Raw genomic sequence first — 24,027 nt, 5'->3', positions numbered from 1 at the left:
CGTCCAGGTTCGCCCGGTGCGCTGCCCCGCCTGCTCCCGTGCGGGTCCCCGCGGCGCGCTCCGGCGGCCCCCCGCCGTCCGGCATCCCGCATGCTGATACGCCCCACGGATACCGCGCGGTCCTCGGTTATGCTGCCGGCATCATGCGTTTCGGGCTGCTTCTTCTTAGCTGCCGCGGCGAGGGTCTGTAGCCACCGCAAGGCCGACCCCCTCCCCGCGGAGTTCAGTGCTGTCGTCGGTCTTCGAGCAGTCACCTCACAGGAGCCTGTACGTATGACACCCCAGCAGCAGGACCGGTCCGCCCGCTCGACGCAGGCCCCCGTCGGCCGCGCGACCCCCCTCACCGCCGCCACCACGCGTCAGCGCCCCTCGGGGATGCCGTTCCACCGCTACGGGCAGTACGAGGCCGTCGATCTGCCCGACCGCACCTGGCCCGGCAACCGGATCACCGCGGCGCCCCGCTGGCTCTCGACCGACCTGCGGGACGGCAACCAGGCGCTGATCGACCCGATGTCCCCCGCCCGCAAGCGCGAGATGTTCGACCTGCTGGTGCGGATGGGCTACAAGGAGATCGAGGTCGGCTTCCCCTCCTCGGGCCAGACCGACTTCGACTTCGTGCGCTCCATCATCGAGGAGGACGCGATCCCCGAGGACGTGACGATCTCCGTCCTCACCCAGGCCCGCGAAGAGCTGATCGAGCGGACGGTGGAGTCCCTCAAGGGCGCCCACCACGCCACGGTGCACCTGTACAACGCGACGGCCCCGGTCTTCCGCGAGGTCGTCTTCCGCGGCACCCGCGACCAGGTCAGGCAGATCGCCGTGGACGGCACCCGGCTGGTGGTGGAGTACGCCGAGAAGCTGCTGGACGAGCGCACCGTCTTCGGCTACCAGTACAGCCCCGAGATCTTCACCGACACCGAGCTGGACTTCGCGCTGGAGGTCTGCGAGAGCGTCATGGACGTATGGCAGCCCGAGGACGGCCGCGAGATCATCCTCAATCTGCCCGCGACCGTCGAGCGCTCCACCCCCAGCACCCACGCCGACCGCTTCGAGTGGATGGGGCGGCACCTCTCCCGCCGCGAGCACGTCTGCCTCTCCGTGCACCCGCACAACGACCGCGGCACAGCCGTGGCCGCCGCCGAGCTGGCCGTGATGGCGGGTGCCGACCGCGTCGAGGGCTGCCTGTTCGGGCAGGGCGAGCGCACCGGGAACGTCGACCTGGTCACCCTGGGGATGAACCTGTTCAGCCAGGGAGTCGACCCGATGATCGACTTCTCGCAGATCGACGAGATCCGGCGCACCTACGAGTACTGCAACCAGATGGAGGTCCACCCGCGCCACCCGTACGTGGGCGACCTGGTCTACACCGCCTTCTCCGGCTCCCACCAGGACGCCATCAAGAAGGGCTTCGACGCCATGGAGGCCCGGGCGGCCGAGGCGGGCCGGCCGGTGGAGGACGCCGAGTGGGCCGTCCCCTACCTGCCCATCGACCCCAAGGACGTCGGCCGCTCCTACGAGGCCGTCATCCGCGTCAACTCGCAGTCCGGCAAGGGCGGTATCGCCTACGTCCTCAAGGGGGAGCACAGCCTGGACCTGCCCCGCCGGATGCAGGTGGAGTTCTCCAGGATCATCCAGGAGAAGACCGACGCGGACGGCGGCGAGGTCACGCCCGCCGACATCTGGGACGTCTTCCAGGACGAGTACCTGCCGACCCCCGGGAAGAGCTGGGGCCGCATCGCGCTGCGCGGCGCACAGACCTCCACCACCAGCGAGGGCGCCGACGCGCTCACGGTGGAGGCCGTCGTCGACGGCGCGCCCGTGACGCTGAGCGGCACCGGCAACGGCCCGCTGGCGGCCTTCTTCGACGCGCTGCACGCTGTCGACGTGGACGTACGGCTGCTCGACTACGTCGAGCACACCATGAGCGAGGGCGTCGGGGCCCAGGCCGCCGCCTACATCGAGTGCGCCATCGGCGGGCAGGTCCTGTGGGGCGTGGGCATCGACGCGAACATCGTGCGGGCCTCCATCAAGGCCGCCGTCTCGGCCGTGAACCGCGCCGCCAGGTGACGCCGGGGCCCGGGGTGACCCGGGCCGCCCGGCGCCCGGCGTCCGCCGCCGCGAGCCGCAGGCACCCGACACCCGGAGGGACCGAAATCCCTCCGGGGGGTGTCTCCGGAGCCCCGGCTGTGGTTAATATCACGTCACCCGGCGACGTTGCCGAATCGTGATGGAGGTGCGAGGCCCATGCGCCAACGACCCTTCCGTGTACGCCTGGCAGGGGTCCGCACGAGCTGGCGCACCCTCGACGACGGCGACTTCTTCTGCCCCGGATGCGGCGGAGACCGCCGCTACCGCAGGCGCAGCGGACGGCGCAGATTCGTCGTCCTCAACATTCCGCTGGTCCCGCGCGGCGCGGCCGGACCGGTCGTCGAATGCGTCGCCTGCCGCGGCCATTTCGGCCCCGAAGTGCTGGAGCGGCCCACCACCGCACGGCTCGCCGCCATGCTCCGCGAGGCGGTGCACAGCGTGGCGCTCGCCGTGCTGGCCGCAGGCGGCTCGGACGCGCGTGCCGCCCGCGAGACGGCCGCGGAGACCGTCCGGGCGGCCGGCTTCCCCGGCTGCGCCGAGGAGGAGCTGACCGCGCTGCTCGCCGCCATCACCGCGGAGAGCAGGCAGCGCGGCCGGAGCATCTCCCTGGAGATCGAACTGCACGAGGTGCTCGCGCCGCTCACCCCGCACCTCGCCGTGCCCGGCCGCGAGAGCCTGCTGCTCCAGGGTGCGCGGATCGCGCTCGCCGACGGCATGTACTGCTCGGCGGAGCGGGAGGTGCTCGCCACCGTCGGGCGGGCGCTGCGGATCGGCGCCGACGACGTGGACCGGCTGCTGCTCCAGGCCCGCACTCCCTCCTGACCGGCCGGGAGCTGCCGCGGACCCGGTGCACCGGGCATCGGTGGGCCGTCGGGGCTCCCCATGGCGTCGGCCCAAAGCCGTGCAGCGCAAGGGCCTTGACTCGGCAGGCACCCGCTGGTGGGCTCCGGGGATGACGAGTCATCAGTCGTTGCCCGCCTTCCCCGACGGATTCCTGTGGGGCGTGTCGACCTCCGCCTTCCAGATCGAAGGCGCGCTCGACGAGGACGGACGCGGCCCCTCGGTCTGGGACGCATTCGTCCGGCAGGAGGGCCGGATCAAGGACGGCAGCGACGCCTCGGTCACCACCGACCACTACCACCGCTGGCCCGAGGACGTGGCACTGCTGCGCGAACTCGGCGTCGGTGCCTACCGGTTCTCCGTCTCCTGGCCCCGCGTCCTGCCCTCCGGCGCCGGCCGGGTCAACGGGCCCGGACTCGACTTCTACGACCGGCTCGTCGACGCCCTGTGCGAGGCCGGCATCCGGCCCGTACCTACCCTCTTCCACTGGGACACCCCGCTCGCACTGGAGGAGCGCGGCGGCTGGCTGCGGCGCGACACCGCGCAGCGGTTCGCCGACTACGCCGACACGGTCGCCGCCCGGCTCGGGGACCGCGTCGCGCACTGGATCACCCTGAACGAGCCCGCCGAACTGACGCTGCTGGGCTACGGACTCGGCGCGCACGCGCCCGGCGAGCGGCTGCTGTTCGACGCGCTGCCGGTCGCGCACCACCAACTGCTCGGCCACGGGCTGGCGGTACGGGCGCTGCGGGCGCGCGGCGTACGCTCCATCGGCATCGCCAACTCGCACGGTCCGGTGCGGCCGCGGACCGACAGCGCGGCGGACGCCGAAGCGGCCAACCTCTACGACACCCTGACCAACCGGCTGTTCGCCGATCCGCTGCTGCTGGGCCGCTATCCGGACGAGGGACTGGCCGCGCTGCTGCCGGGCCCGGTCGACGACGACCTGAAGGCCATCAGCGAGCCCCTCGACCGGTACGGCGTCAACTACTACCAGCCCACCCTGGTCGGCGCCCCCGAACCGCGGCCCGCGGCAGACGCCGGGCCCGCGGGCGGCGGGTTCGCGGGCGTCGAGCTACCCGCCGAACTCCCCTTCACCCTGCACGAGCTGCCGGGGAGGGAGCGCACCGGCTTCGGCTGGGCGGTCGCCCCCGAGGGGCTGCCGGAGACGCTGCACATCCTCCGGGACCGGTACGGTGACCGGCTGCCCCCGGTCCTGATCACCGAGAACGGCTGCGCCTACCCGGACCGCACCCGCGACGCCCGCCGCATCGCCTTCCACGACGCCCATCTGCGCGCCCTGCACCAGGGACTCACCGAGGGCCTCGACGTCCGCGGCTACTTCGTGTGGTCGCTGCTGGACAACTTCGAGTGGGCCGAGGGCTGTGCGCAGCGCTTCGGCCTGGTCCACGTGGACTACGCGACATCGGAGCGCACGCCGAAGGACTCCTTCCACTGGTTCCGCCGCGCCCTGCGCGAGCAGCGCGGCGAGCAGCGCACCGGCCCGCCGGCGCGGTGACCCGCCGCTCCCGGCCGAGTACGACCGGGGCGTCGGCGACCGGTGCGAGCCCTTGGTGCGCGTGCGCGCGCACTCGGTGATCGCCGCCTACGAGTCGGGCCTCATCACCCCGGGAGCCGCCGGCTGACACCGGGGTGCGGGACAATGCCGTCATGTGCTGCACCCGGAACGCGTCGGTGATCGCGTGAGCCTCTTCCGTGACGACGGCATCGTCCTGCGCACCCAGAAGCTGGGCGAGGCCGACCGCATCATCACGCTGCTCACCCGCGGCCACGGGCGGGTGCGGGCCGTGGCGCGGGGGGTGCGGCGGACGAAGTCGAAGTTCGGGGCCCGGCTGGAGCCGTTCTGCCATGTCGACGTGCAGTTCTTCGCACGGGGCAGCGAGCTGGTGGGCCGGGGCCTGCCGCTGTGCACACAGACGGAGACGATCGCCCCGTACGGCCAGGGCATCGTGGCGGACTACGACCGCTACACCGCCGGTACGGCCATGCTGGAGACCGCCGAGCGGTTCACCGACCACGAGGGCGAGCCGAATGTGCAGCAGTACCTGCTGCTGGTCGGCGGCCTGCGGACGCTGGCGTCGGGCGAGCACGGTCCGGGGCTGGTGCTGGACGCCTTCCTGCTGCGCTCCCTGGCGATGGGCGGCTATGCGCCCAGCTTCGCGGACTGCGCCAAGTGCGGTCTGCCCGGACCGAACCGGTTCTTCTCCGTCGCGTCCGGCGGCGTGGTGTGCCACGACTGCCGGGTGCCGGGCAGCGTGGTGCCCTCCCCGGAGACGCTGCGGCTGCTGGGTGCGCTGCTGACCGGCGACTGGGAGACGGCGGACGCCTCGGAGCACCGGCACCGCCGGGAGGGCTCGGGGCTGGTCTCGGCGTACCTGCACTGGCACCTGGAGCGCGGGCTGCGCTCCCTGCGGTACATCCGGCAGGCGTCGAGCGGGCAGGAGCTGTCGGCCGGGTCGGCGGGGCTGCCGCGTCCGGCCGGATCCGCGGGGACCGGGCCGGACGGCGGCCCGGGGAGCGGTTAGGCTCGGGCGGTCAGACTGTCCCCCTGTCCCGCCCGCTGGAGATGAGTAGCGATGGCACGCCGCGGAATGCTGCCCTGGTCGCAGCAGCGCGAGTACGAGGCGCCCGAGCCGCACCCTTCGGGTGCCCGGCCGCCCAAGATCCCGGGCGAGCTGGTCCCGAACCATGTGGCGATCGTCATGGACGGCAACGGCCGGTGGGCCAAGCAGCGGGGGCTGCCGCGCACGGAGGGCCACAAGGTCGGTGAGGGCGTCGTCATGGACGTGCTCAAGGGGTGCATCGAGATGGGTGTGAAGAACCTGTCGCTGTACGCCTTCTCGACCGAGAACTGGAAGCGCTCGCCCGAGGAGGTGCGCTTCCTGATGAACTTCAACCGGGATGTGATCCGCCGGCGCCGCGACGAGATGGACGCGCTGGGCATCCGTATCCGCTGGGTGGGCCGGATGCCCAAGCTGTGGAAGTCCGTCGTCCAGGAGCTCCAGGTCGCCCAGGAGCAGACCGAGGACAACGACGCGATGACGCTCTACTTCTGCGTCAACTACGGTGGCCGTGCCGAGATCGCGGACGCGGCGCGGGCCGTCGCCGAGGAGGTGGCGGCGGGGCGGCTGGATCCGGCCAAGATCAGCGAGAAGACGTTCGCCAAATACCTGTACTACCGCGACATGCCGGACGTCGACCTGTTCCTGCGCCCCTCGGGCGAGCAGCGCACCTCCAACTACCTGATCTGGCAGAGCGCCTACGCGGAGATGGTCTACCAGGACGTGCTGTGGCCGGACTTCGACCGGCGCGACCTGTGGGAGGCCTGCCTCCAGTACGCCCGGCGCGACCGCCGCTTCGGCGGCGCGCGGGACGAGGCGGGCGGAAGCGGCGAGCAGGGCACCGCCGCCGGCTGACGCCCGGGGCGTCAGCCGGCGGCGGTGCCGCGGCCGCCGGGCGGCCGCGGTGTTCCGGTCAGCCGGTGGAGTTCTCAGCCGGTGAAGTTCCAGGAGACGGTGCCGTTCGCGGTCATCAGCACCGCCAGCACGAGCAGATCGGCGGCGCCGAGGGCGGTGCCCAGCAGCGCCCGCCCGCGGCGGGTGGTGCCGCGGGCCAGAGCCAGTCCGCCCAGGACCAGCGCGCAGGGGCCGAGGACGACGTTGAAGACCAGCAGTCCGACCAGGCCCATGACGAACGAGGCCACGGCCATGTCGTCGGCGTCGCCCAGCCGGGTGCGGCCCTTGCGCAGCGGCGTGGTGAGCGGGCGGTTCTCGGTGGCGTCGGCGGTGGTCGTGGTCACGGTCAGCTCCTCTGCCGGTGGCGGCGGATGCGCTCGCGGGCGGTGAAGACGAGCAGCCAGGCGGCGATCACCGCGGCTGCCGGGACGGTCACCTCGGGCGGGAGTTGGGCCGGTGGGCCCACCAGGACTCCCAGCAGGAGGAACGCGGCGACCAGGAAGATCATGTGTCCTTCCCTCCCCATGCGTCGGCTTGTCGGCGGTCGTCGGGTGCGTGCACTGTTCAGTGAACAGGTGTGGTGACAACTGTTCACTGAGTTGGAGCCTACAGCATTGCGGCGTTCGGCGCACAACTGTTTACTGAAACCATGAGCAGTAGCACCCCTCACTCCCAGCGGGACCTCCAGAAGGCCCGGACCCGCCGCGCACTCCTGGACGCGGGCCTGGCGCTGCTGGAGGAGCAGAGCCTCAGCAGCATCGGGCTGCGGGAGATCACCCGTGCCGTGGGCATCTCGCCCGCCGCCTTCTACCGGCACTTCCGCGACGTGGCCGACCTGGGGGTCGCACTGGTGGAGGAGTCGCTCGGCAGCCTGCACACGGTGATACGGGCCGGGCTGACCGAGCGCAGCGACGACGGCGAGCGCATCGACCACCTCGTCGGCGCCATCGCCCGCTTCGTGCGCGAACACCCCGAGCACATCCGCTTCGTGGTGCGCGAGCGGCACGGCGGGGTGGCCGCCGTGCGGACCGCCATCGGCGCTCAACTCGACCGGTTCGCGCAGGAGGTGGCCGAGGTGCTCGCCCGCGACGAGGTCTCCCGGGGCTGGAGCCCGGAGGATCTGCGGATGCTGGGCGAGACCTACGTCGACCACATGGTGATGACCGCCTCCGCCTTCCTGGCGGCCGCGCTGGGCGAGGGGCCGCCGGAGGACGTCGTCGCGGGCACCGCACGCCGCCAGCTCCGCCTCATCAGCCTGGGCCGCCGCCACTGGACCTCGGACCGGGCGCTCCCCGCCTCGTAGGTGCGGTCAGCCGGTGCGCCGGCGGAACAGCACCGCGCACAGCGGCAGTGCCACCGCCAGCAGCCCCAGGCACCAGGCGAGCGCCAGCCAGGGGCTGTTGCCGGTGGGCTGGTCCAGCAGCAGGCCGCGCAGGGACTCGATGACGGGGGTCACCGGCTGGTGGTCGGCGAAGCCGTGCAGCCAGTCCGGCATGGTCTCGATCGGGACGAACGCGCTGCTGGGGTAGGGCAGGAAGAGCATGGCGAAGGTGAATCCGCCTGCGGCCTCCGGCGTCTTGGCCAGCAGGCCTGCCGCAGCACCCAGCCAGGAGAGCGTGGTGATGTAGAGCAGCAGGACGCCGATGGCCGCCAGCCACTCCGCCGGTCCCGCGTGCGGCCGGAACCCGATCGCGAAGGCCACGGCCAGCACGGCCGCCGTGGCTGCCGCGTTGCGCGCGACGCTCGCCGCGACATGGCCGCTCAGTACGGCGGTGGGTCCCGTGTCCATCGAGCGGAAGCGGTCGATGATGCCGCCGGTCATGTCGTCGGAGACGGTGGTCGCCGTCATCGAGGCGCCGTATCCCGCGCACAGGATCAGCACCCCGGGCGCCACGTACGTCACATACTTCCCGGTGCTCGTCTCGATGGCACCGCCGAAGAAGTAGACGAACACCAGCATCAGCAGTACCGGCAGCACCAGTGCCGTGATCACGGCGTCCGGGTTGCGCCGGGTCAGCCGGACGGACCGCCCGGCCAGCACGGTGTAGGCGGCGAGATCACTCATGGGTCAGCTCCAGGAAGACGTCGTCCAGGGTGGCGCTGTGCAGCGAAAAGTGCGCGACCTGCGTACGCGCGGGGTCCAACTCGTCCAGCAGCGCCCGGACATGCGCGGCGCTGCCGTCGGTCGCCACACCCAGCACCAGTTCCTCGGGTGCCTGGTGCAGCGCGCGCCCGCCGAGCTGTCCGGCCAGCTCCGCATAGGCCGAGCGCCCGGTCATCGTCACGTCGAGCCGCTGGGCTGCGACCGTCTTCTTCAGCTCCTCGGGAGTGCCCTCCGCCCGCACCCGGCCGCCGTCCAGCACGGCGACGTGGTCGGCCAGCCGGTCGGCCTCCTCCAGGTACTGCGTGGTGAGGAAGACGGTCACGCCCGCCCGGGTCAGCGAGCCGATCGTCTCCCACATCGTGCGCCGACTGCGGGGATCGAGTCCCGTCGTCGGCTCGTCCAGGAAGACCACCTGCGGGTCGGTGACCAGTCCGGCCGCGATGTCCAGCCTGCGCCGCATCCCGCCCGAGTAGGTCGACACGCGCCGTCGGCCGGCCTCGGTCAGGGCGAACCGCTCCAGCAGTTCCGCGGCACGGTTGCGGGCCGCTGACCGCGAGTGGCCGCGCAGGCGCGCCATCATCCGCAGGTTCTCCTCTCCCGTCTGCTCCTCGTCCAGCGCCGCGTACTGCCCGGTGAGGCTGATGGCGCGGCGTACCCGGGACCGTGCGGCGGTCACGTCGTGCCCGGCCACGACGGCCTGCCCCGCGTCGGCGCGGGTGAGTGTCGCCAGGATCCGGACGGTGGTGGTCTTGCCCGCCCCGTTCGGTCCCAGCAGTGCGAAGACGCTGCCGCGCCGCACCCGCAGGTCGAGCCCCGCGAGTACCTGGACGGAGCCGTACGCCTTGCTCAGCCCGCGCGTCTCGATCGCCCAATCCGCTTCTGCCGCTGGGTGCATGGCACTTCCCCCCTCATCGTGTGTATCTGATACACGAAACTGTGTATCTCATAAACCTTACTGCGTATGCTATACACGAACCGGGTGTGCGACGGCAACCCCGAAGGGCGGAGAGGAAGGGTGGAGAGGCGGGAGATGGCGAAGCGGGAGCAGGGGCCGGCACCGGACGGCCTGCCGGCCGGTGTGGCCGCCGCCTGGGGGCTGCGCGAGCGGCCCGGCAGAGGTCCGGCGCGCGGACTGGACGTGCGGCGGATCGTCGCCGCCGCGATCGGCGTCGCCGACGCCGAGGGGCTCGCCGCGCTCTCGATGAGCCGCGTCGCCGCCGAGGTCGGCGTCTCGACCATGGCGCTCTACCGCTATGTCGCAGGCAAGGACGACCTGCTGATCCTCATGGAGGACGCGGCGATCGGCACCCCGCCGCCGGGACCGGAGCCCTCGCCGGAGGGCTGGCGGGCCGGACTGGAGCACTGGGCCCGCGCCTACCGCGACGTCCTGCTGAGCCACCTGTGGATCGTCCGGATCCCCATCGGTACCCCGCCGCTTTCCCCGCACGGCGTGGAGTGGATGGAGCAGGCGCTCGCCCACCTGCGGGGCACCGGGCTGGACGCCGAGCGGAAGCTGGGTGCGCTGATCACGCTGAGCGGTTACATCCGCAGCAGCGTTGCCCTCCTCGCGGACATCGCGGAGGCGAGTCGGCAGCAGGGCTCGGGCTGGGAGGACGCGGAGCGCCGCTACTGGCGCCTGCTGAGCGAACTCACCGCAACCGGCGGGTTCCCTGCCGTCCGCGAGCTGCTGGCCTCCGGCGAGGTGCACGAGACCGCCCCCGGTGACACCGAGGGCACGGCGGACTTCGCCTACGGCCTGGGCATCGTGCTGGACGGAGTCGGCGCCAGGATCGCCGACTGTGCGCCCGGCGACGGAGGGTGACCGCGGGCCCGCGGAATGTTCTCGGCAGCTGCGACGGCGGGCCGGTGATGCTCAGCGAAGCGAACGGGGCCAGGGGTGTTCTCCGCAGGTGCGGCGGCGGGCGTCCGCGGCTCCGCCGCCGCGCCGGGCCCGCGGGGGCTATCCCGCGGCGGCGCAGTCCCCGCAGGTGCCGAAGATCTCCACGGTGTGCCCCACGTTCACGAAGCCGTGCTCGGCCGCGACGGAGGCAGCCCACTTCTCCACCACCGGGCCCTCGACCTCCACGGCCTTGCCGCAGGCGCGGCAGACCAGATGATGGTGGTGGTCGTCGCTGTGGCAGCGCCGGTAGACGGCCTCACCGTCGTCCGTGCGCAGCACGTCCACCTCGCCGGCGTCGGCGAGGGACTGGAGGGTGCGGTAGACCGTGGTGAGTCCCACCGAGTCGCCGCGGTGCTTGAGCATGTCGTGCAGTTCCTGCGCGCTGCGGAATTCCTCGACCTCGGCGAGTGCCGCCGAGACGGCGGCGCGCTGCCGGGTCGACCGGCCGCGTACGGGGGGACCTGCGGTGGTCACGCTCTGGCTCCTTAACGTTCGTCGGCTCCGGGGAGGCGCCGAGGCGGCTCCGGGTCGGCGCGGCGTTCGCGGCCCCCTATTGTGCCAGGCGCCCCCGGTGGGCGGGTATTACACCCTGCGCGGGTGATCCACCGGCCCAGTGCCGCCGTCTGCCTGCGCGCTCCCGTCCGCTACCAGAGTGCCCTCTTCCTCCCCTCCGGCGACAGCCCCGCCCCCGCTGCGGAATCTGCGCCGCGCCAGGGGCGCGGCCAGCGCGGTGACGATCCCGAAGAGCAGGATCGCCAGGACGACGATGCTCGCCCCGGGCGGTACGTCGGCGAAGTAGGACGTCACCGTGCCGGACAGGGTGACGGCGACGCCGAAGCCCACGGCCAGCCCCAGCGTGGCGGTGAAGCCGCGGGTGGCCTGCTGCGCGGCGGCGACCGGAATCACCATCAGCGCGCTGACCAGGAGCAGCCCGACCACCCGCATCGCCACCGTGACGGTGACCGCGGCCGTCACGGCCAGCAGCAGGTTCAGCAGCCGCACCGGCAGCCCGGTCACCCGGGCGAACTCCTCGTCCTGGCAGACGGCGAACAGCTGCCGCCGCAGTCCGAGGGAGACGAGCAGCACGAAGGCGGACAGCCCCACGATGGCGACCAGGTCCTCGGCGGAGACGGTGGTGATGGAGCCGAAGAGGTAGGTGGTGAGGTTCGCGTTGGAGCCGTTCGGCGACAGGTTGATGATCATGACGCCGCCCGCCATGCCGCCGTAGAACAGCATCGCCAGCGCGACATCGCCCCGCGCCTTGCCGTACCAGCGGATCAGCTCCATGGAGATCGCGCCGAGCGAGGCGACCAGCACCGCCATCCACACCGGGTTGGTGCTCAGCAGGAAGCCGAGCGCGACACCGGTGAGCGCGACATGGCCGATCCCGTCGCCCATGATCGCCTGGCGGCGCTGGACGAGGTAGATCCCCACGGCGGGTGCCGCGATGCCGACCAGCAGCGCGGCCAGCAGCGCACGCTGCATGAACGCGAAGTCCAGCATCTCGATCATGAGAGAAATCCCGTTCCGATCTTGGACGCCGGCTCGGCGGCGGACGCGGAGTCGTGCGGATGGCAGGCCGGGTCGTGCAGCGTGGCGGGGTCCGCCACCCGCTCGACCACGCCGTCCCGCAGGACCACGGCCCGGTCGATCAGCGGGGCGAGCGGGCCGAGTTCATGCAGCACGAGCAGTACGGAGGCGCCCTGCCCCACCTGCCGGCGCAGGGTCTCGGCCAGCACGTCCTGGCTGGTGACGTCCACCCCGGCCAGCGGCTCGTCCATGATCAGCAGCTCGGGTTCGGCGGCCAGCGCCCGGGCGATCAGTACCCGCTGGTGCTGGCCCCCCGAGAGCGCGTCGACCGGGTCCCGCATCCGGTCCGCCATCCCGACGAGTTCGAGGGCGTGCCGCACTGCGGCCTTGTCCTCGCGGCCCAGCGGGCGGAAGCGCCGCCGGGCCAGCCGCCCGGCCGAGACGACCTCCCGCACGGTGGCCGGTACCCCGGCCGCCGCCGTGGAGCGCTGCGGCACATAGCCCAGCCGTCGCCAGTCCCGGAACCGGGCGGCCGGGGTGCCGAACAGCTCCAGCTCACCCCCGGTGAGCGGTACCTGCCCCAGCACGGCGCGGATGGTGGTGGACTTGCCCGAGCCGTTTGCTCCCAGGAGCGCGACGGTCTCGCCGCGCTCCACGGTCAGCCCCACGCCGCGCAGCACGGGCCGCCCGCCCAGCGAGGCAGTGGCTTCGCGCAGCGCCACAGCGGGTGCTGCGTCGGCTGTGGCGGCGCCGTCCCGGGCCGCGGTCGTCCTCGTCATGCCTCACGCCCTCACTGCGCGCCGAGCGCGGTCTCGAGTGCGGTCAGGTTCTGGTGCATCACCGAGAAGTAGTCCTGCTTCTTCGGGTCCTTGACGCTCTCCAGCGGGCTGAGCACCGAGGTCTTCAGCCGGAGGTCGTCCGCCAGTGTGCGGGCGGTCTTGTCGCTGGCGTTGTTCTCGAAGAAGACGGTGTCCACGTCCTCCTTCTTCGCGATCTTGTGCAGCTCCTTCATCCGGGCCCCGCTGGGCTCCGACTCCGGGTTGATGCCGGCGACCGCCGCCTGGCGCAGCCCGTACCGCTCGGCGAGGTAGCCGAAGGCGGCGTGCGTGGTGATGAAGGTGTCGGACTTCCGCCCCCGGAGGCCGTCCTCGAACTCCCCGTCGAGGGTCTTGAGGCGGGAGACGAGGTCCTCGGTGTTCTTCTTGTAGTCGTCCTTGTGGTCGGGGTCGGCCTTCTGGAGCTGCTTGCCGACTCCCTCGGCAACCTCGGCGTAGCGCACCGGATCGAGCCAGATGTGCGGGTCGCCCGCGGTGTCGTGGTCGTGGCCCTCGTGCTCGTCGTGGCCGTCCTCGCCGTGCTCGTGGTCTCCGTGGCCTTCCTCGCCGTGCACGTCGGTGCCGTGGTCCTCCAGGGTGGTGAAGGAGCCGGCCTCGGCCAGATTCTTGACGCCCGACTGCTCGACGGCCTCGTCGACCGCGGGCTGGAGTCCCTTGAGGTAGACGATCAGGTCCATCTCGCTGAGCTGCCCGGTCTGCTTGGGGCTCAGCTCCAGGTCGTGCGGCTCGGTGCCGGGCTTGGTCAGGTTGCTGACCTCGACGTGGTCGCCGCCGATCTGCTGGGCGAGGTACGCCATGGGGTAGAAGGACGCGGCCACCTGTACCTTCCCGCTGTCGCCGCTGTCGCTGCCGCAGGCCGCGAGGGTGAGGGAGGTGAGCCCGAGGACGCTCAGGGCTGCGCTGGTACGTATGAGCCGACGGGGGCGGTGGCCGATGTTCATGACACTCATTTTCATCGAAACTGGAAACGATTGTCAACTAAAGCTTCGCGCTCCGTGATCACGGTGCGCTGCCGGAAGGGATCTTCCGGGGCGGTCCCGATGACTCCGGACAAGAGGTCCCGGTGCGAGCCGGAACCGATTTGCCGCGCCCCCTACGGCCCCCAGTAATCTGAGGTATTCCGTCTCGCCGTCAATGAAGAGAGCACCGTGGCCGCCGACAAGATCGACACAATTGTCAGCCTCAGCAAGCGCCGTGGCTTCGTCTACCCGTGCAGTGAGATCTACGGCGGTCAGCGTGCCGCCTGGGACTACGGGCCGCTGGGCGTGGAGCTGAAGGAGAACATCAAGCGCCAGTGGTGGCGCTCCATGGTCACCTCCCGCGACGACGTGGTGGGCATCGACTCGTCGGTGATTCTGGCCCCCGAGGTCTGGGAGGCGTCGGGCCATGTCTCCACCTTCACCGATCCGCTCACCGAGTGCACCTCGTGCCACAAGCGCTACCGCGCCGACCACCTGACCGAGGCGTACGAGGCCAAGCACGGCCGCGAGCCGGAGAACGGCCTGGCCGACATCAACTGCCCGCACTGCGGCAACAAGGGCGGTTTCACCGAGCCCAAGCAGTTCTCCGGGCTGCTCTCCACCCACCTGGGCCCCACTCAGGACTCCGGCTCGGTCACCTACCTGCGTCCCGAGACCGCGCAGGGCATCTTCACCAACTTCGCGAACGTCCAGCAGACCTCGCGCAGGAAGCCGCCGTTCGGCATCGCGCAGACGGGCAAGTCCTTCCGGAACGAGATCACACCGGGCAACTTCATCTTCCGCACCCGCGAGTTCGAGCAGATGGAGATGGAGTTCTTCGTCAAGCCGGGCGAGGACGAGGAGTGGCACCAGTACTGGATGGACCAGCGCTGGGCCTGGTACCGGGACCTCGGCATCCGCGAGGAGAACATCCGCTGGTACGAGCACCCGAAGGAGAAGCTCTCCCACTACTCGAAGCGCACCGCCGACATCGAGTACCGCTTCAACTTCGGCGGCAGCGAGTTCTCCGAGCTGGAGGGCGTCGCCAATCGCACCGACTTCGACCTCACGGCCCACTCCAAGGCGTCCGGCCAGGACCTGTCGTACTTCGACCAGGAGGCCGGCGAGCGCTGGGTCCCGTACGTCATCGAGCCGGCCGCCGGTGTCAACCGCGCGATGCTCGCCTTCATGCTGGACGCCTACATCGAGGACGAGGCGCCCAACGCCAAGGGCAAGATGGAGAAGCGCACCGTGATGCGCCTCGACCCCCGGCTCTCCCCGGTCAAGGTCGCCGTGCTGCCGCTCTCCCGGAACGAGCAGCTCTCCCCGAAGGCCCGCGGCCTGTCCGAGACGCTGCGCAAGCACTGGAACATCGACTTCGACGACGCGGGTGCCATCGGCCGCCGCTACCGCCGCCAGGACGAGATCGGCACCCCGTTCTGCGTCACCGTCGACTTCGACACCCTCGACGACAACGCCGTCACGGTGCGTGAGCGCGACACCATGAAGCAGGAGCGCGTCTCCCTCGACCAGATCGAGGGCTACCTGGCCGGCCGCCTCCTCGGCTGCTGACCGCCGCACTTCCTGTCCGCCGTGGCCCGGCACCCCGCGCGGGGTGCCGGGCCACGGCGCTGCCGCCGGCCGGGTCTCACCCGGCTGTGCGGCGCAGCAGCAGGCACACGAAGCCGAAGCTCTCCCGATATCCGCGCAGCCACTCCTCCCGGTGTTCGGCCGCCGCGCGCAGGGCCTCCGCGCTGTCCGGATGGCCGGGGTGGTCCAGCGCCCAGCGGGAGAGGGAACCGGTCCAGTTCCACTCGTAGTCGTCCAGCTCGTGCCGGGTCGAGACGTGCGCGTACACCGGGGTCCAGCCCTCGGCGGTGACCTGTCCGACCGTTCCCGCGAGGTCCTCGTACGCGCCCAGGATCTCCCGCGCCCGCGGGCTGGGTTCGCGCTCCCAGTACGCGTCCCCGACCAGTACCGCGCCGCCGGGCGCCAACAGCCGCCGCGCGCCCTCCAGCGCGGGCAGCAGCCCGCCGAACGCGTGCGCGGCGCCCACGCTCAGTACGACGTCGCCGGGCCGCTCGGCGGAGAACGCCGCGGCCTCCTCCTGGCGCAGTGCCAGCCGCCCCGCGACTCCCGCCTCCTCCGCGCCGCGCCGGGCCCGCTGCAGCGCCTCCGCGGAGAGGTCGACCCCCTCCCCGGTGACCTCCGGATGCGCCCGCAGGGCGCGCAGCAGCCACGCACCTTCGCCGCAGCCGAGGTCGATCACGTGTTCGTCGCCGCGGACGATCGCCCGGGAGAGCAGCCGGTCCACGGAGGAGTCGTCGAGCGGCGCCGCGACGGGGTGGTCGGCGTGCGCGAGCAGGGAGCGCGTCTGTCGGTCCATGCCGGAACTCTGGCAGAGCGGACGCCTTCTCAGCTCTCCTTTTCCGGGGCCGGTCCCTGGCCGAACCCGTCCGTCTCCAGTTCGAAGTCGAACGGCGGGGGCATCACGGCCTTCTCGCCGAACCGGTAGGTCTTGCGTTCCGCGTATCCCAGCGCGGTCGGAGTCGAGAAGACGGAGAGAGCGTTCTCCTGCATGTCGAGCAGGAGGTACACGGGGATCCCAGCCTTGGCGTAGACCGGTAGTTTGTCGGTCCAGTCGACTCGGCGCGTCGAGTCCGGGGTCAGCTCGGCGACGAGCGTGAGGGACTCGCCGTCGATGCATCGCTCTTCGGTGTCGAATGCTTGCTCGTCGGCCACGAAGACGTCCGGACCGTACGCCCGTTCCTGCCCGGGGAGGGCGAAGAGGTAGGGGGAGCTGTCCACGACCAGTCCGGGCGGCAGGTGCGGCTCGATCCGCGTCCGCAGCGAACGCATCACGCGCAGGTAGTACCCCTTCGACCACGGCGACATGACGATGTTTCCCCCGATGATCTCCGCCCGGTATCCCTCGGGCACCTCCATGGTCAAGAGTGTCCGGAACAGCGCCTGGTAGCGGGGTGGTCCCTCGGGGGTCTCTGTGGGCGTCATGGGTGTCGTCCTGGCCGTCGGTCGTTCCAGCGTCTCCGTCATGATGCGCTCCTCAGGTGCTGTGAGCCAGTTGCCACGCACCGTAGCCGGATGGACCGACAATGTGAGCGGATCCCTCGACGGGACCCTCGAAGGAGTGGGTCTCAGCTCGCTGCCGCGCGCAGTACCGCGTCGAGCAGGCCCGGGAAGCGGGTCTCCAGGTCGGCGCGGCGCAGACAACTGATCTTGGCGGTGCCGCGGTAGCACTGCTTGATCACGCCCGCCTCGCGCAGTACCCGGAAGTGGTGGGTCGCGGTCGAGGCGGAGACCGGCAGCTCGACCTGGGAGCAGGCGGCGCCGGCCCCGTCGCCTTCGCCGTGGGCGCCCAGTGCGGTGGCGATGCGCAGCCTGATCGGGTCGGACAGCGCGTGCAGCACCGTCTCCAGGCGGATCTCCTCCGGCGCGGGATGCGGGAGTTCGCGTACGGCGGTCGTGGTCGGCACGGTTCCATAGTACGGCAGTCATCGAAATTTGACAGGTCTCGTAGTACGGCGGTTATCGTACTAAGGTCGTTGTGCCGGCAACGGCTCCCACCCCGATTGGAGAGCGCCGTGAGCGCACTGTTCGAGCCCTTCGACCTGCGGTCGGTGACCGTGCCCAACCGCGTCTGGATGGCGCCGATGTGCCAGTACTCGGCCGCGCCGGACGGCCCCGACCAGGGCGCCCCCACGGACTGGCACCTCGCGCACCTGGGCGCGCGCGCCGCCGGGGGAGTCGGTCTGGCGCTGGTCGAGGCCACGGCCGTCACCCCCGAGGGCCGCATCAGCCCCTACGACCTGGGCCTGTGGAACGACCGCCAGCAGGAGGCGTTCACCCGCCTCACCCGGTTCCTCGCCGAACAGGGCACCGTCCCCGGCATCCAGCTCGCGCACGCGGGCCGCAAGGCGTCCACCGAGCGCACCTGGGTCGACCGCGGCGCACCGCTGGCACCCGGCGTGAACCACGGCTGGCAGCCGCTGGGCCCCAGCCCGATGCCCTTCACGGACGGGCACACCACCCCCGACGAACTGTCCCGGGAGCAGATAGCCGAGCTGGTGCGGCAGTTCGCGGACAGCGCCCGCCGCGCCCACGAGGCCGGCTTCCGCGTCGTGGAGGTGCACGGCGCGCACGGCTACCTGATCAACGAGTTCCTCTCGCCCTACACCAACCACCGCACCGACGAGTACGGCGGCTCCTTCGAGGGCCGGACCCGGTTCGCACTGGAGGTCGTCGAGGCCGTCCGCGCGGTGTGGCCCGAGGAACTGCCGCTGTTCTTCCGGATCTCCGCGACCGACTGGCTGAGCGAGAACACCGAGGACGACCGCGAGGGCTGGACCGGCGACGACACGGTCCGCCTCGCGAAGGAACTGCACGCCCGCGGCGTCGACCTGCTCGACACCTCGACCGGCGGCAACGCGCCCGACGCCCGCATCGAGGCCCTCCCCGGCTTCCAGGTGCCCTTCGCCGAGCGGGTCCGCAAGGAGACCGACCTGCCCGTCGCCGCCGTAGGCCTGATCACCGAACCCCGGCAGGCGGAGCAGGTCGTCGCCTCCGGCCAGGCCGACGCGGTCCTCCTCGGGCGCGAGCTGCTGCGCCGCCCGTACTGGGCGAACGAGGCCGCGGTGGAACTGGACGCCGAGCCGCGCCGCCCGGTCCAGTACCACCGGGCGTAGCCGGGCCGAGGCCCACCGGGCCCGCCGGGAGCCGATGCCGTCACCGGCTCCCGCTGTGCCTACTGTTGATGCTGTGACGCCGGGAGCGGCGTCCGCCGAGCCTGCCAGGAGTGCGCGATGCCCCTCGTCGAAGTGACCTGTGCGCCGGGCGTGCCCGAGCACACGCTCCGCGAACTGGGCGCGGTGCTGCCGCACCTGGTCTCCGTGGCCGTCGAGTGCCCCGAGGAGCCCTACGACGGCGACCTGCAACCCGGCGACGTGGAGCTCCGCTTCCGGCAGCTCGGCCCCCTCGACCGCTGCGGTCTGGACATCGTGATCGAGGTGCGCTCCAAGCGGTTCGAGAGCCGGGCCGCCGACCGTCAGCAGCGCGTGGACCGGCTCCACGAGAGCATCGCCGAGGCGACCGGCCTCGACGACTTCGGCGTCTACCTGGCGCTCCCGGTCGCAGCCTGGTCCCAGGGGGAGTGAGGACACCCGCAGGGGGTGCGGCTCAGTTCAACTGGTGCGCGAACGCCACCAGGAACAGCACGGCAGCCGCGCAGCTCAGCGCCACCGTGGGTAGCACCCATACGGGCCTGCGTTCGCCGCGCAGCGGGGCCGTCATCCGCCGGTGCAGTGCGGCCAGGCCGTACAGCAGCCCGACCGCGGCGACGCAGATCGGTACGCTCACCCCGAAGTGCGCCAGCCAGGCCCCGGTCTTGCTCGGGCCGCCCCAGGAGTCGTCGTAGGGGCCGCTGTCCACGAAGCCGTAGAACAGCCCGCGCGCGATGCCGAGGGCGAGTATCCCGGCCAGGATCAGCGCCAGGACGCCGAGCAGCACGGTCAGCAGCGCTTGTGTCAGTACCCGTGGGCTGCTCGTTCCGGGGTCCGCGCGCAGCGCCCTGCGTGCGGACCCGCTCTGTCCGCCGAGCTCCGCGAGGAGGGCGAACAGTCCGAACGGCAAGAGCGCGACGGCCCCTCCCAGCCTCCGTCCGATCCGCTGCGCGGCCGAGGGTGCGGAGGGGGAAGGCGCTGTGGTGGTCCGGGAAGCGTTCATGAGCGGGAAGCTATGGCGCCGGGTACGGCGAGCGGGAGCTACCGCGGAGCCACATGTGCGGGGCCACCCCCTACCGCGGTAGGGGCAACCGCGCTTGTCCTGGGCTCAGCCGGCGTCCAGGCCGTTCCTCAGCGCTGTGACGAACGTCCGCCAGGCCTCGGCCCCGAAGTACGCCGTCCCCCGTGCGGGGTCCTTGCTGTCGCGGACCGCGCGCCCGCCGGCGGCGGTGCGGGCGACCTCCACGCACTCGTGGTTCGGGTCGGAGCCCGAGTGGCTCGACTTGAAAAAGGGAGTGACCAGTTCGTCGCTCACGCTTACTGACTCTCCTCGGCTATGGCGGCCAGCGTGTCCGCGATGAATTCCTGGCTGTCGGCCGGATTCAGCGCTACCGAGCGTAGCTGGTCGAAGGAGTGTGCGTAGGCTGCGATTTCGGTCTCGTCTTCCGTGATGGCCACGTTGCGGTGCGTTTCCTGTCCCACGGCGGAAGGCGACCACTCGCCGTCGAAGGAGAGCATGACGAAGGTGGGCGCGGACCGCGCGGCGGCCCACTCGGTGGTGGGCAGTACCTGGAACGTGACGTTCGGGCGAGCAGCGGTTTCCAGCAGATCTGCGAGTTGATTCCTGTGCACCTCGCGGGAGGGCATGGGGTTGGAGAGGGCGGGTTCCCAGACCACGGCGCTGTAGCGCGCCCCGGACTCTTCGAACCTGCGGCGACGCTCCTGCCGCATCTTGACTGCCTGCTCCACGATGTCGGGTTCCGTCACGGAGGGATTGCTTTCGACCAACGTCCGGGTGTAGTCGGCCGTTTGCAAGAGTCCCGGGACCAGCACTGTCTGCCAGGTGCGGATGAACGTCGCGTCGTGCTCCAGAGCGATGTAGTCGCTCAGCTCCGGCGAGATGCGATAGTCGAGCCACCACCCTCGTTTGTTGGCATCCCGCGCCAACTGTTCGTAGTGGCGGAACGTCTCCGGGTCCTGGATTCCGTAGAGCTCCAGCAGTAACCGGACATCGCCGGGGCGCGCTGCTACCTGGCCCGACTCGATGCGGCTGACTTTCGCTTTCGAGCCCGCGATGTACTCGGCTGCTTGTTGCTGGTCGAGCCGCGCCACCTCGCGGAGGCGACGGAGAGCTGACCCGAGACGACGGCTGCGCATCGTGGGGCGTCCACCTGCGGGCATCTTCTTCCTCTCTGCGTGTGCCGCTCGCACGGCAACGCACGGTACACGGACACTCGTTGCTGCGGCAGTGTCGTGCAAATTCTCGTTATGAGGAGTTGCAGCATCCCGCGTGAGCCGCATAACGTGAGTCACCTCACCCAGCGCACCCGTGTGCGTACCAAGGGTGAATGAATCGACCTGCTCAGCCGCGGGAGGCCCCATGTCCGGGCGTACGAACATCGCAAGGTTCCGTCTCAGCAAGGCGTCCGTGCCGAGGGCGCGGGAGCATGTGCGGCTGGTGCTCAGAGAGTGGAAACTCGGCCACCTCTGCGACGAAGCGGCGCTCGTCGTCAGCGAGTTGACGACCAACGCGGTCACCCATGCCGCGCAGGGGATCGGCGACCAGTTGGAACTCGTGCTCCGCCGCCGGGGCGGGGTCCTCGTCCTGGAGGTCTCCGACTCCTACCAGTGGGAGATGCCCGAACTCCGCAAACCGGCACCGGAGGAGACCTCCGGGCGCGGATTACTCCTGGTCGACGCCCTGTCCCAGGCATGGGGCGTACGCCCCCGCACGGGCGCGGGCAAAACGGTGTGGGTGCACCTCGCGGTGCGCCGCGAGGGAGAGGAGTAGCGCCGGGTCGGGCAACGCCCACCCTGGCGGCGACGACGCGGCGCTAGCCGCGATGCAGGATCTCATCGTCCGCATGCGGGCCGAACTCGGCGACGCGCACCTCCGCGATGTGCTCGTACCGACTGACGCGGTCGGTCCACTCCGCGTCGACGCCGAACGCCACCTGCGCGAAGCCCACCTGTCGGACGGCCTCGGCCAGGCCCGGGTCGCCGGGTGCCAGCAGCCGCACCGGCGTGTCGAGTGCCACGGTGTGGGGTGGCACGAAGTACTCGTCCGGCACATCGGTGCGCGCATGGACGAGCGCGCCGACGGCGATCACCGCGCCTGCCCCCACATGCGCGCGCTGAAGGACCGTCGCCGAGGTCGCCACATAGACGCATCTGCCGACCTGGCAGCCCAGCAGGGTGGCGTGCGGCCCCACGAAGACGTGGTCGGCGACGAGCACCGGCTGATCGCCGGTGACCGCAGACCCGCGCAGCACCGCGTTCTCGCAGATCACCGCCGCCTCCCCGGCCTCGATCCGGGACCCCTCCGCATCGAGCACCGCGCCGTACATCACCCGCGCCCTCGGCCCCACGCGCACATCCCCGACAAGTGTGGCCGTCGGGGCGACGTAGGCGGTGGGATGGACCTGCGGCTCATGTCCGCGGTGCCGGATGCGGATTCCCTGCGTCTCAGCGCTCATGCGCGGATGCTCGCCCGGCCGACCCCGAGCGTGCTGGCGGATTACGGACGTCGAGTTCGCCCGGATGTGCCATCCGCGATCCGTGGCGCTACAGGGAGAACGCCGACCGATACGGCACCAGGCCCTGTCCGGCGGGTCGAGGGCGAAGCCGGGCGAGTCAGCGCAGGTCACCCGTCGATATTCTGGCTGCGCCGGATGGGCGGCTGTGACAGGCTCCGGGTATGCCTGTCGTCGCAGTGTCCCCCGAGGTGTCCATCGCGTACGAGAGCTTCGGCGATCCGGGCGACCCTCCGGTCCTGCTGGTGATGGGTTTCGGCGCCCAGTTGCTCGGCTGGCACGAGGACTTCTGCAGGGCGCTGGCCGACCGCGGCCGATACGTGATCCGGTACGACAATCGTGACTGCGGGCTGTCCACGAAGTTCGACGATCATCCCGTGGACGTCGGCGAGTTCCTGGCAGCCGTCAGCTCGGGCGACATGCCCGCCGCCCTCGAGATGGTTCCCTACCGGCTGGTCGACATGGCCGACGACGGTCTCGGCTTGCTCACCGAGCTCGGTATCGAACGTGCCCACGTGGTCGGCGCGTCGATGGGAGGGATGATCGCCCAGACGATGGCGCACTCCCGTCCGGAGCGGGTGCTGACCTTGACGTCGATGATGTCCTCGACCGGCGAGGATGAGTACGGCCGGTCCAGTCCGCAGGCCCGGGCGGTGGTCTCCGGTCCCAAGCCCGCGGACCGCGAGGGCTATGTCGCGGCGGCGGAGAAGGAACTGGTGTGGGCCTCCAAGCGATACGGCAACGGCGCCGTGTTGCGTGAGCTGGCCGCCGCAAGCTACGACCGCGCCTACTACCCCGCGGGGCTCGGACGACAGCTCGGCGCGATGGTCCTCAGCGGTTCACGCGCGGACGTCCTGCGCGAACTGCGGGTGCCGACGTTGGTGATCCATGGCCTGGACGACACGCTGATCGATCCCAGTGGCGGCGAGCGCACTGCGGAGCTGGTGCCCGGCGCCGAACTCCGGCTGGTTCCCGACATGGGCCACGACCGCCCGCGTGAACTCTGGCCCCAGCTCATCGATGCCGTGGTGGCCCACACCGGTTGAGGCGTGGATGCGGTCCATGCCGGGAAAGAACTGCGGACCGTCGCCCTCCATCGGCCAGGACGGCTGCGAGGACGCCCACCGGCCGCCCCGCTTCCCGGACTCCGATAGATGCGGCTTCCACCGGGCCCGTTCCTCGCTCGTGAGGTCACATGACCCGCGGGACAGGGCCTAACCGTTCTGCGACAGGGTGCGGACCGTCGCCACCGCTTCGCGGACATCCGGATGCGGGTCGTCGGCGAGCCCGTCCAGCAGCTCGGCCACTCCAGGGGTCGACCAGCGGGAGACGGCCCACGCCAACTCCTCCCGCACGCCGGGATCGGGGTGGGTGGTGAGGTGGGTGAGCTGGGCGAGCGGGCCGCGGCGGCGCTTGCCGAACCAGTGCAGGGCCTCCCGGAGCGCGGCGGGGTCTCCGGGGGTGCCGGCCGCGGCGATCCGTGCGAGCAGCACCCTGGTGGGCGGTGGCGGACCGTCCAGCGGATGCGGCAACCGCTCGCGCAGCCGCCGTGATCCGTACTCGCCGCGTACCCGGCAGCCGTCGCAGGTGCAGGGCCGCACACCGTGCGCCTCGGGCCAGTAGTGCCAGCCCACCGTCTGGGGTGCGGTGCGGATCCGGTGCACCTCGCGCGGCCGGATCGCCCGGGGGACGAACACCTCCCAGCCGCGCGGGTCCTCCAGTGCCGCGATGCGCCGCACCGCCTCGGCCGCGGGAACGGCGGCCTGTTCGCGTGCGTAGCGGCCCACGCGCACCTGCTGGTTGTCGTCCAGCCGCACATGGACGGCCACCAGACCTCCCCGGCTGCCGGTACGGGCCAGTTCGCGCAGCCATTGGTGGGTGAGGGTGTAGGAGGGCAGCATCGGAAAGCAGTACACCCCGCGTGCACTGTCCTGCCCGCGGGAGGCGGCGCGGATGCCGGACCGCCGGATGCGCGGGGCGTTCGCCGCCGATGTCAGGTGCACGAACATGGCCATGACCAGCATG

The 24,027-nt window shown here is 71.3% G+C and carries 27 protein-coding genes and 1 pseudogene; 12 read left to right on the top strand and 16 right to left on the bottom strand.

The window, feature by feature from the left end:
• Positions 1-273 precede the first annotated feature (273 nt).
• From leuA to ACFYMO_RS21405, 5 genes and pseudogenes are all read left to right on the top strand, one after another.
• Positions 274-2,067, top strand: a complete 1,794-nt coding sequence (gene leuA / locus ACFYMO_RS21425) for a 2-isopropylmalate synthase (protein ID WP_366774772.1) — start codon at positions 274-276, stop codon at positions 2,065-2,067.
• A gap of 177 nt (positions 2,068-2,244) precedes the next feature.
• Positions 2,245-2,910 (top strand): TerB family tellurite resistance protein, encoded by a 666-nt coding sequence (locus tag ACFYMO_RS21420; protein WP_388548124.1) that lies wholly within the window; start codon positions 2,245-2,247, stop codon positions 2,908-2,910.
• Between the two features lie 130 nt (positions 2,911-3,040).
• Positions 3,041-4,447, top strand: coding sequence for a family 1 glycosylhydrolase (locus ACFYMO_RS21415; protein ID WP_366774774.1), 1,407 nt, complete (start codon positions 3,041-3,043; stop codon positions 4,445-4,447).
• 184 nt (positions 4,448-4,631) lie between these two features.
• Positions 4,632-5,378, top strand: a pseudogene (gene recO / locus ACFYMO_RS21410) (DNA repair protein RecO); the annotation flags it as partial.
• Positions 5,379-5,525: 147 nt separating this feature from the next.
• A complete protein-coding gene (locus ACFYMO_RS21405; protein ID WP_388548121.1) occupies positions 5,526-6,365 on the top strand; it encodes an isoprenyl transferase in 840 nt (279 codons plus the stop codon).
• Between the two features lie 74 nt (positions 6,366-6,439).
• Here the strand turns inward: ACFYMO_RS21405 and ACFYMO_RS21400 are convergent, their stop codons facing one another.
• Both ACFYMO_RS21400 and ACFYMO_RS21395 read right to left on the bottom strand, forming a co-directional pair.
• The gene (locus ACFYMO_RS21400) at positions 6,440-6,748 is read right to left on the bottom strand and encodes a hypothetical protein (RefSeq protein WP_019356113.1); all 309 of its coding nucleotides are present in this window, start codon (positions 6,746-6,748) and stop codon (positions 6,440-6,442) included.
• A gap of 2 nt (positions 6,749-6,750) precedes the next feature.
• Positions 6,751-6,912: a hypothetical protein gene (locus ACFYMO_RS21395; RefSeq protein WP_019356112.1), complete on the bottom strand. Its 162-nt coding sequence runs from the start codon at positions 6,910-6,912 to the stop codon at positions 6,751-6,753.
• Between the two features lie 141 nt (positions 6,913-7,053).
• On the opposite strand from ACFYMO_RS21395, the gene ACFYMO_RS21390 reads away from it, so the two are divergent.
• Positions 7,054-7,707: a TetR family transcriptional regulator gene (locus tag ACFYMO_RS21390; RefSeq protein WP_366774930.1), complete on the top strand. Its 654-nt coding sequence runs from the start codon at positions 7,054-7,056 to the stop codon at positions 7,705-7,707.
• Between the two features lie 6 nt (positions 7,708-7,713).
• Here the strand turns inward: ACFYMO_RS21390 and ACFYMO_RS21385 are convergent, their stop codons facing one another.
• Both ACFYMO_RS21385 and ACFYMO_RS21380 read right to left on the bottom strand, forming a co-directional pair.
• On the bottom strand, positions 7,714-8,469 hold the full coding sequence (locus tag ACFYMO_RS21385; protein WP_366774931.1) for an ABC transporter permease: 756 nt from the start codon (positions 8,467-8,469) through the stop codon (positions 7,714-7,716).
• The gene (locus ACFYMO_RS21380; RefSeq protein ID WP_366774932.1) at positions 8,462-9,403 is read right to left on the bottom strand and encodes an ATP-binding cassette domain-containing protein; all 942 of its coding nucleotides are present in this window, start codon (positions 9,401-9,403) and stop codon (positions 8,462-8,464) included. Before ACFYMO_RS21380 ends, ACFYMO_RS21385 begins: the two co-directional genes overlap by 8 nt.
• A gap of 135 nt (positions 9,404-9,538) precedes the next feature.
• Between ACFYMO_RS21380 and ACFYMO_RS21375 the strand changes: the two genes are divergently transcribed.
• Positions 9,539-10,330, top strand: a complete 792-nt coding sequence (locus ACFYMO_RS21375; protein WP_360297969.1) for a TetR/AcrR family transcriptional regulator — start codon at positions 9,539-9,541, stop codon at positions 10,328-10,330.
• 138 nt (positions 10,331-10,468) lie between these two features.
• On the opposite strand, the gene ACFYMO_RS21370 is transcribed toward ACFYMO_RS21375, so the two are convergent.
• The 4 genes from ACFYMO_RS21370 to ACFYMO_RS21355 form a co-directional block, all read right to left on the bottom strand.
• Positions 10,469-10,882: a Fur family transcriptional regulator gene (locus ACFYMO_RS21370; RefSeq protein ID WP_209243022.1), complete on the bottom strand. Its 414-nt coding sequence runs from the start codon at positions 10,880-10,882 to the stop codon at positions 10,469-10,471.
• 108 nt (positions 10,883-10,990) lie between these two features.
• Entirely contained in the window at positions 10,991-11,920 is a 930-nt protein-coding gene (locus tag ACFYMO_RS21365; RefSeq protein WP_366774933.1) for a metal ABC transporter permease, read from the bottom strand.
• Positions 11,917-12,717, bottom strand: coding sequence for an ATP-binding cassette domain-containing protein (locus ACFYMO_RS21360; protein ID WP_366774934.1), 801 nt, complete (start codon positions 12,715-12,717; stop codon positions 11,917-11,919). The genes ACFYMO_RS21365 and ACFYMO_RS21360 overlap by 4 nt, the downstream gene beginning before the upstream one ends.
• Positions 12,718-12,728: 11 nt before the next feature.
• Positions 12,729-13,715, bottom strand: a complete 987-nt coding sequence (locus tag ACFYMO_RS21355) for a metal ABC transporter substrate-binding protein (RefSeq protein ID WP_366774935.1) — start codon at positions 13,713-13,715, stop codon at positions 12,729-12,731.
• Positions 13,716-13,922: 207 nt separating this feature from the next.
• On the opposite strand from ACFYMO_RS21355, the gene ACFYMO_RS21350 reads away from it, so the two are divergent.
• A complete protein-coding gene (locus tag ACFYMO_RS21350; RefSeq protein ID WP_019356103.1) occupies positions 13,923-15,305 on the top strand; it encodes a glycine--tRNA ligase in 1,383 nt (460 codons plus the stop codon).
• Positions 15,306-15,381: 76 nt separating this feature from the next.
• Here the strand turns inward: ACFYMO_RS21350 and ACFYMO_RS21345 are convergent, their stop codons facing one another.
• From ACFYMO_RS21345 to ACFYMO_RS21335, 3 genes are all read right to left on the bottom strand, one after another.
• Entirely contained in the window at positions 15,382-16,119 is a 738-nt protein-coding gene (locus ACFYMO_RS21345) for a methyltransferase domain-containing protein (protein WP_366774443.1), read from the bottom strand.
• A 29-nt stretch (positions 16,120-16,148) separates the two neighbouring features.
• Positions 16,149-16,787, bottom strand: a complete 639-nt coding sequence (locus ACFYMO_RS21340) for a Uma2 family endonuclease (protein WP_388548111.1) — start codon at positions 16,785-16,787, stop codon at positions 16,149-16,151.
• A gap of 101 nt (positions 16,788-16,888) precedes the next feature.
• A complete protein-coding gene (locus tag ACFYMO_RS21335; protein ID WP_366774441.1) occupies positions 16,889-17,227 on the bottom strand; it encodes a helix-turn-helix domain-containing protein in 339 nt (112 codons plus the stop codon).
• A 108-nt stretch (positions 17,228-17,335) separates the two neighbouring features.
• Between ACFYMO_RS21335 and ACFYMO_RS21330 the strand changes: the two genes are divergently transcribed.
• Positions 17,336-18,436: an NADH:flavin oxidoreductase/NADH oxidase gene (locus ACFYMO_RS21330; RefSeq protein ID WP_366774440.1), complete on the top strand. Its 1,101-nt coding sequence runs from the start codon at positions 17,336-17,338 to the stop codon at positions 18,434-18,436.
• A gap of 117 nt (positions 18,437-18,553) precedes the next feature.
• Complete coding sequence (locus ACFYMO_RS21325; protein ID WP_388548107.1) at positions 18,554-18,904, top strand: hypothetical protein; 351 nt, start codon at positions 18,554-18,556, stop codon at positions 18,902-18,904.
• A gap of 22 nt (positions 18,905-18,926) precedes the next feature.
• Here ACFYMO_RS21325 and ACFYMO_RS21320 read toward each other — a convergent pair whose 3' ends face one another.
• The 3 genes from ACFYMO_RS21320 to ACFYMO_RS21310 form a co-directional block, all read right to left on the bottom strand.
• Positions 18,927-19,472, bottom strand: a complete 546-nt coding sequence (locus tag ACFYMO_RS21320; protein WP_388548104.1) for a hypothetical protein — start codon at positions 19,470-19,472, stop codon at positions 18,927-18,929.
• Positions 19,473-19,577: 105 nt separating this feature from the next.
• Positions 19,578-19,784, bottom strand: coding sequence for a DUF397 domain-containing protein (locus tag ACFYMO_RS21315; protein WP_388548101.1), 207 nt, complete (start codon positions 19,782-19,784; stop codon positions 19,578-19,580).
• 2 nt (positions 19,785-19,786) lie between these two features.
• Complete coding sequence (locus tag ACFYMO_RS21310; protein WP_366774437.1) at positions 19,787-20,626, bottom strand: helix-turn-helix transcriptional regulator; 840 nt, start codon at positions 20,624-20,626, stop codon at positions 19,787-19,789.
• 223 nt (positions 20,627-20,849) lie between these two features.
• Here ACFYMO_RS21310 and ACFYMO_RS21305 point away from each other — a divergent pair, with 223 nt between their 5' ends.
• Positions 20,850-21,260 (top strand): ATP-binding protein, encoded by a 411-nt coding sequence (locus ACFYMO_RS21305; protein WP_366774436.1) that lies wholly within the window; start codon positions 20,850-20,852, stop codon positions 21,258-21,260.
• Between the two features lie 43 nt (positions 21,261-21,303).
• Here the strand turns inward: ACFYMO_RS21305 and ACFYMO_RS21300 are convergent, their stop codons facing one another.
• On the bottom strand, positions 21,304-21,945 hold the full coding sequence (locus ACFYMO_RS21300) for an acyltransferase (protein WP_366774435.1): 642 nt from the start codon (positions 21,943-21,945) through the stop codon (positions 21,304-21,306).
• Positions 21,946-22,166: 221 nt separating this feature from the next.
• Here ACFYMO_RS21300 and ACFYMO_RS21295 point away from each other — a divergent pair, with 221 nt between their 5' ends.
• Positions 22,167-23,048, top strand: a complete 882-nt coding sequence (locus tag ACFYMO_RS21295; protein ID WP_388548095.1) for an alpha/beta fold hydrolase — start codon at positions 22,167-22,169, stop codon at positions 23,046-23,048.
• 168 nt (positions 23,049-23,216) lie between these two features.
• Here ACFYMO_RS21295 and ACFYMO_RS21290 read toward each other — a convergent pair whose 3' ends face one another.
• Positions 23,217-24,017 carry a HEAT repeat domain-containing protein gene (locus tag ACFYMO_RS21290; protein WP_388548092.1) on the bottom strand — a complete coding sequence of 267 codons (801 nt, stop codon included), beginning with the start codon at positions 24,015-24,017 and terminating at the stop codon, positions 23,217-23,219.
• Positions 24,018-24,027: the final 10 nt, after the last annotated feature.

The organism is Streptomyces sp. NPDC007025 (genome assembly GCF_042869455.1).
Taxonomy (GTDB): Bacteria; Actinomycetota; Actinomycetes; order Streptomycetales; family Streptomycetaceae; genus Streptomyces.
Note: the sequence above shows the minus strand (reverse complement) of the source record. Positions and strands in the feature narration are given on the sequence as shown.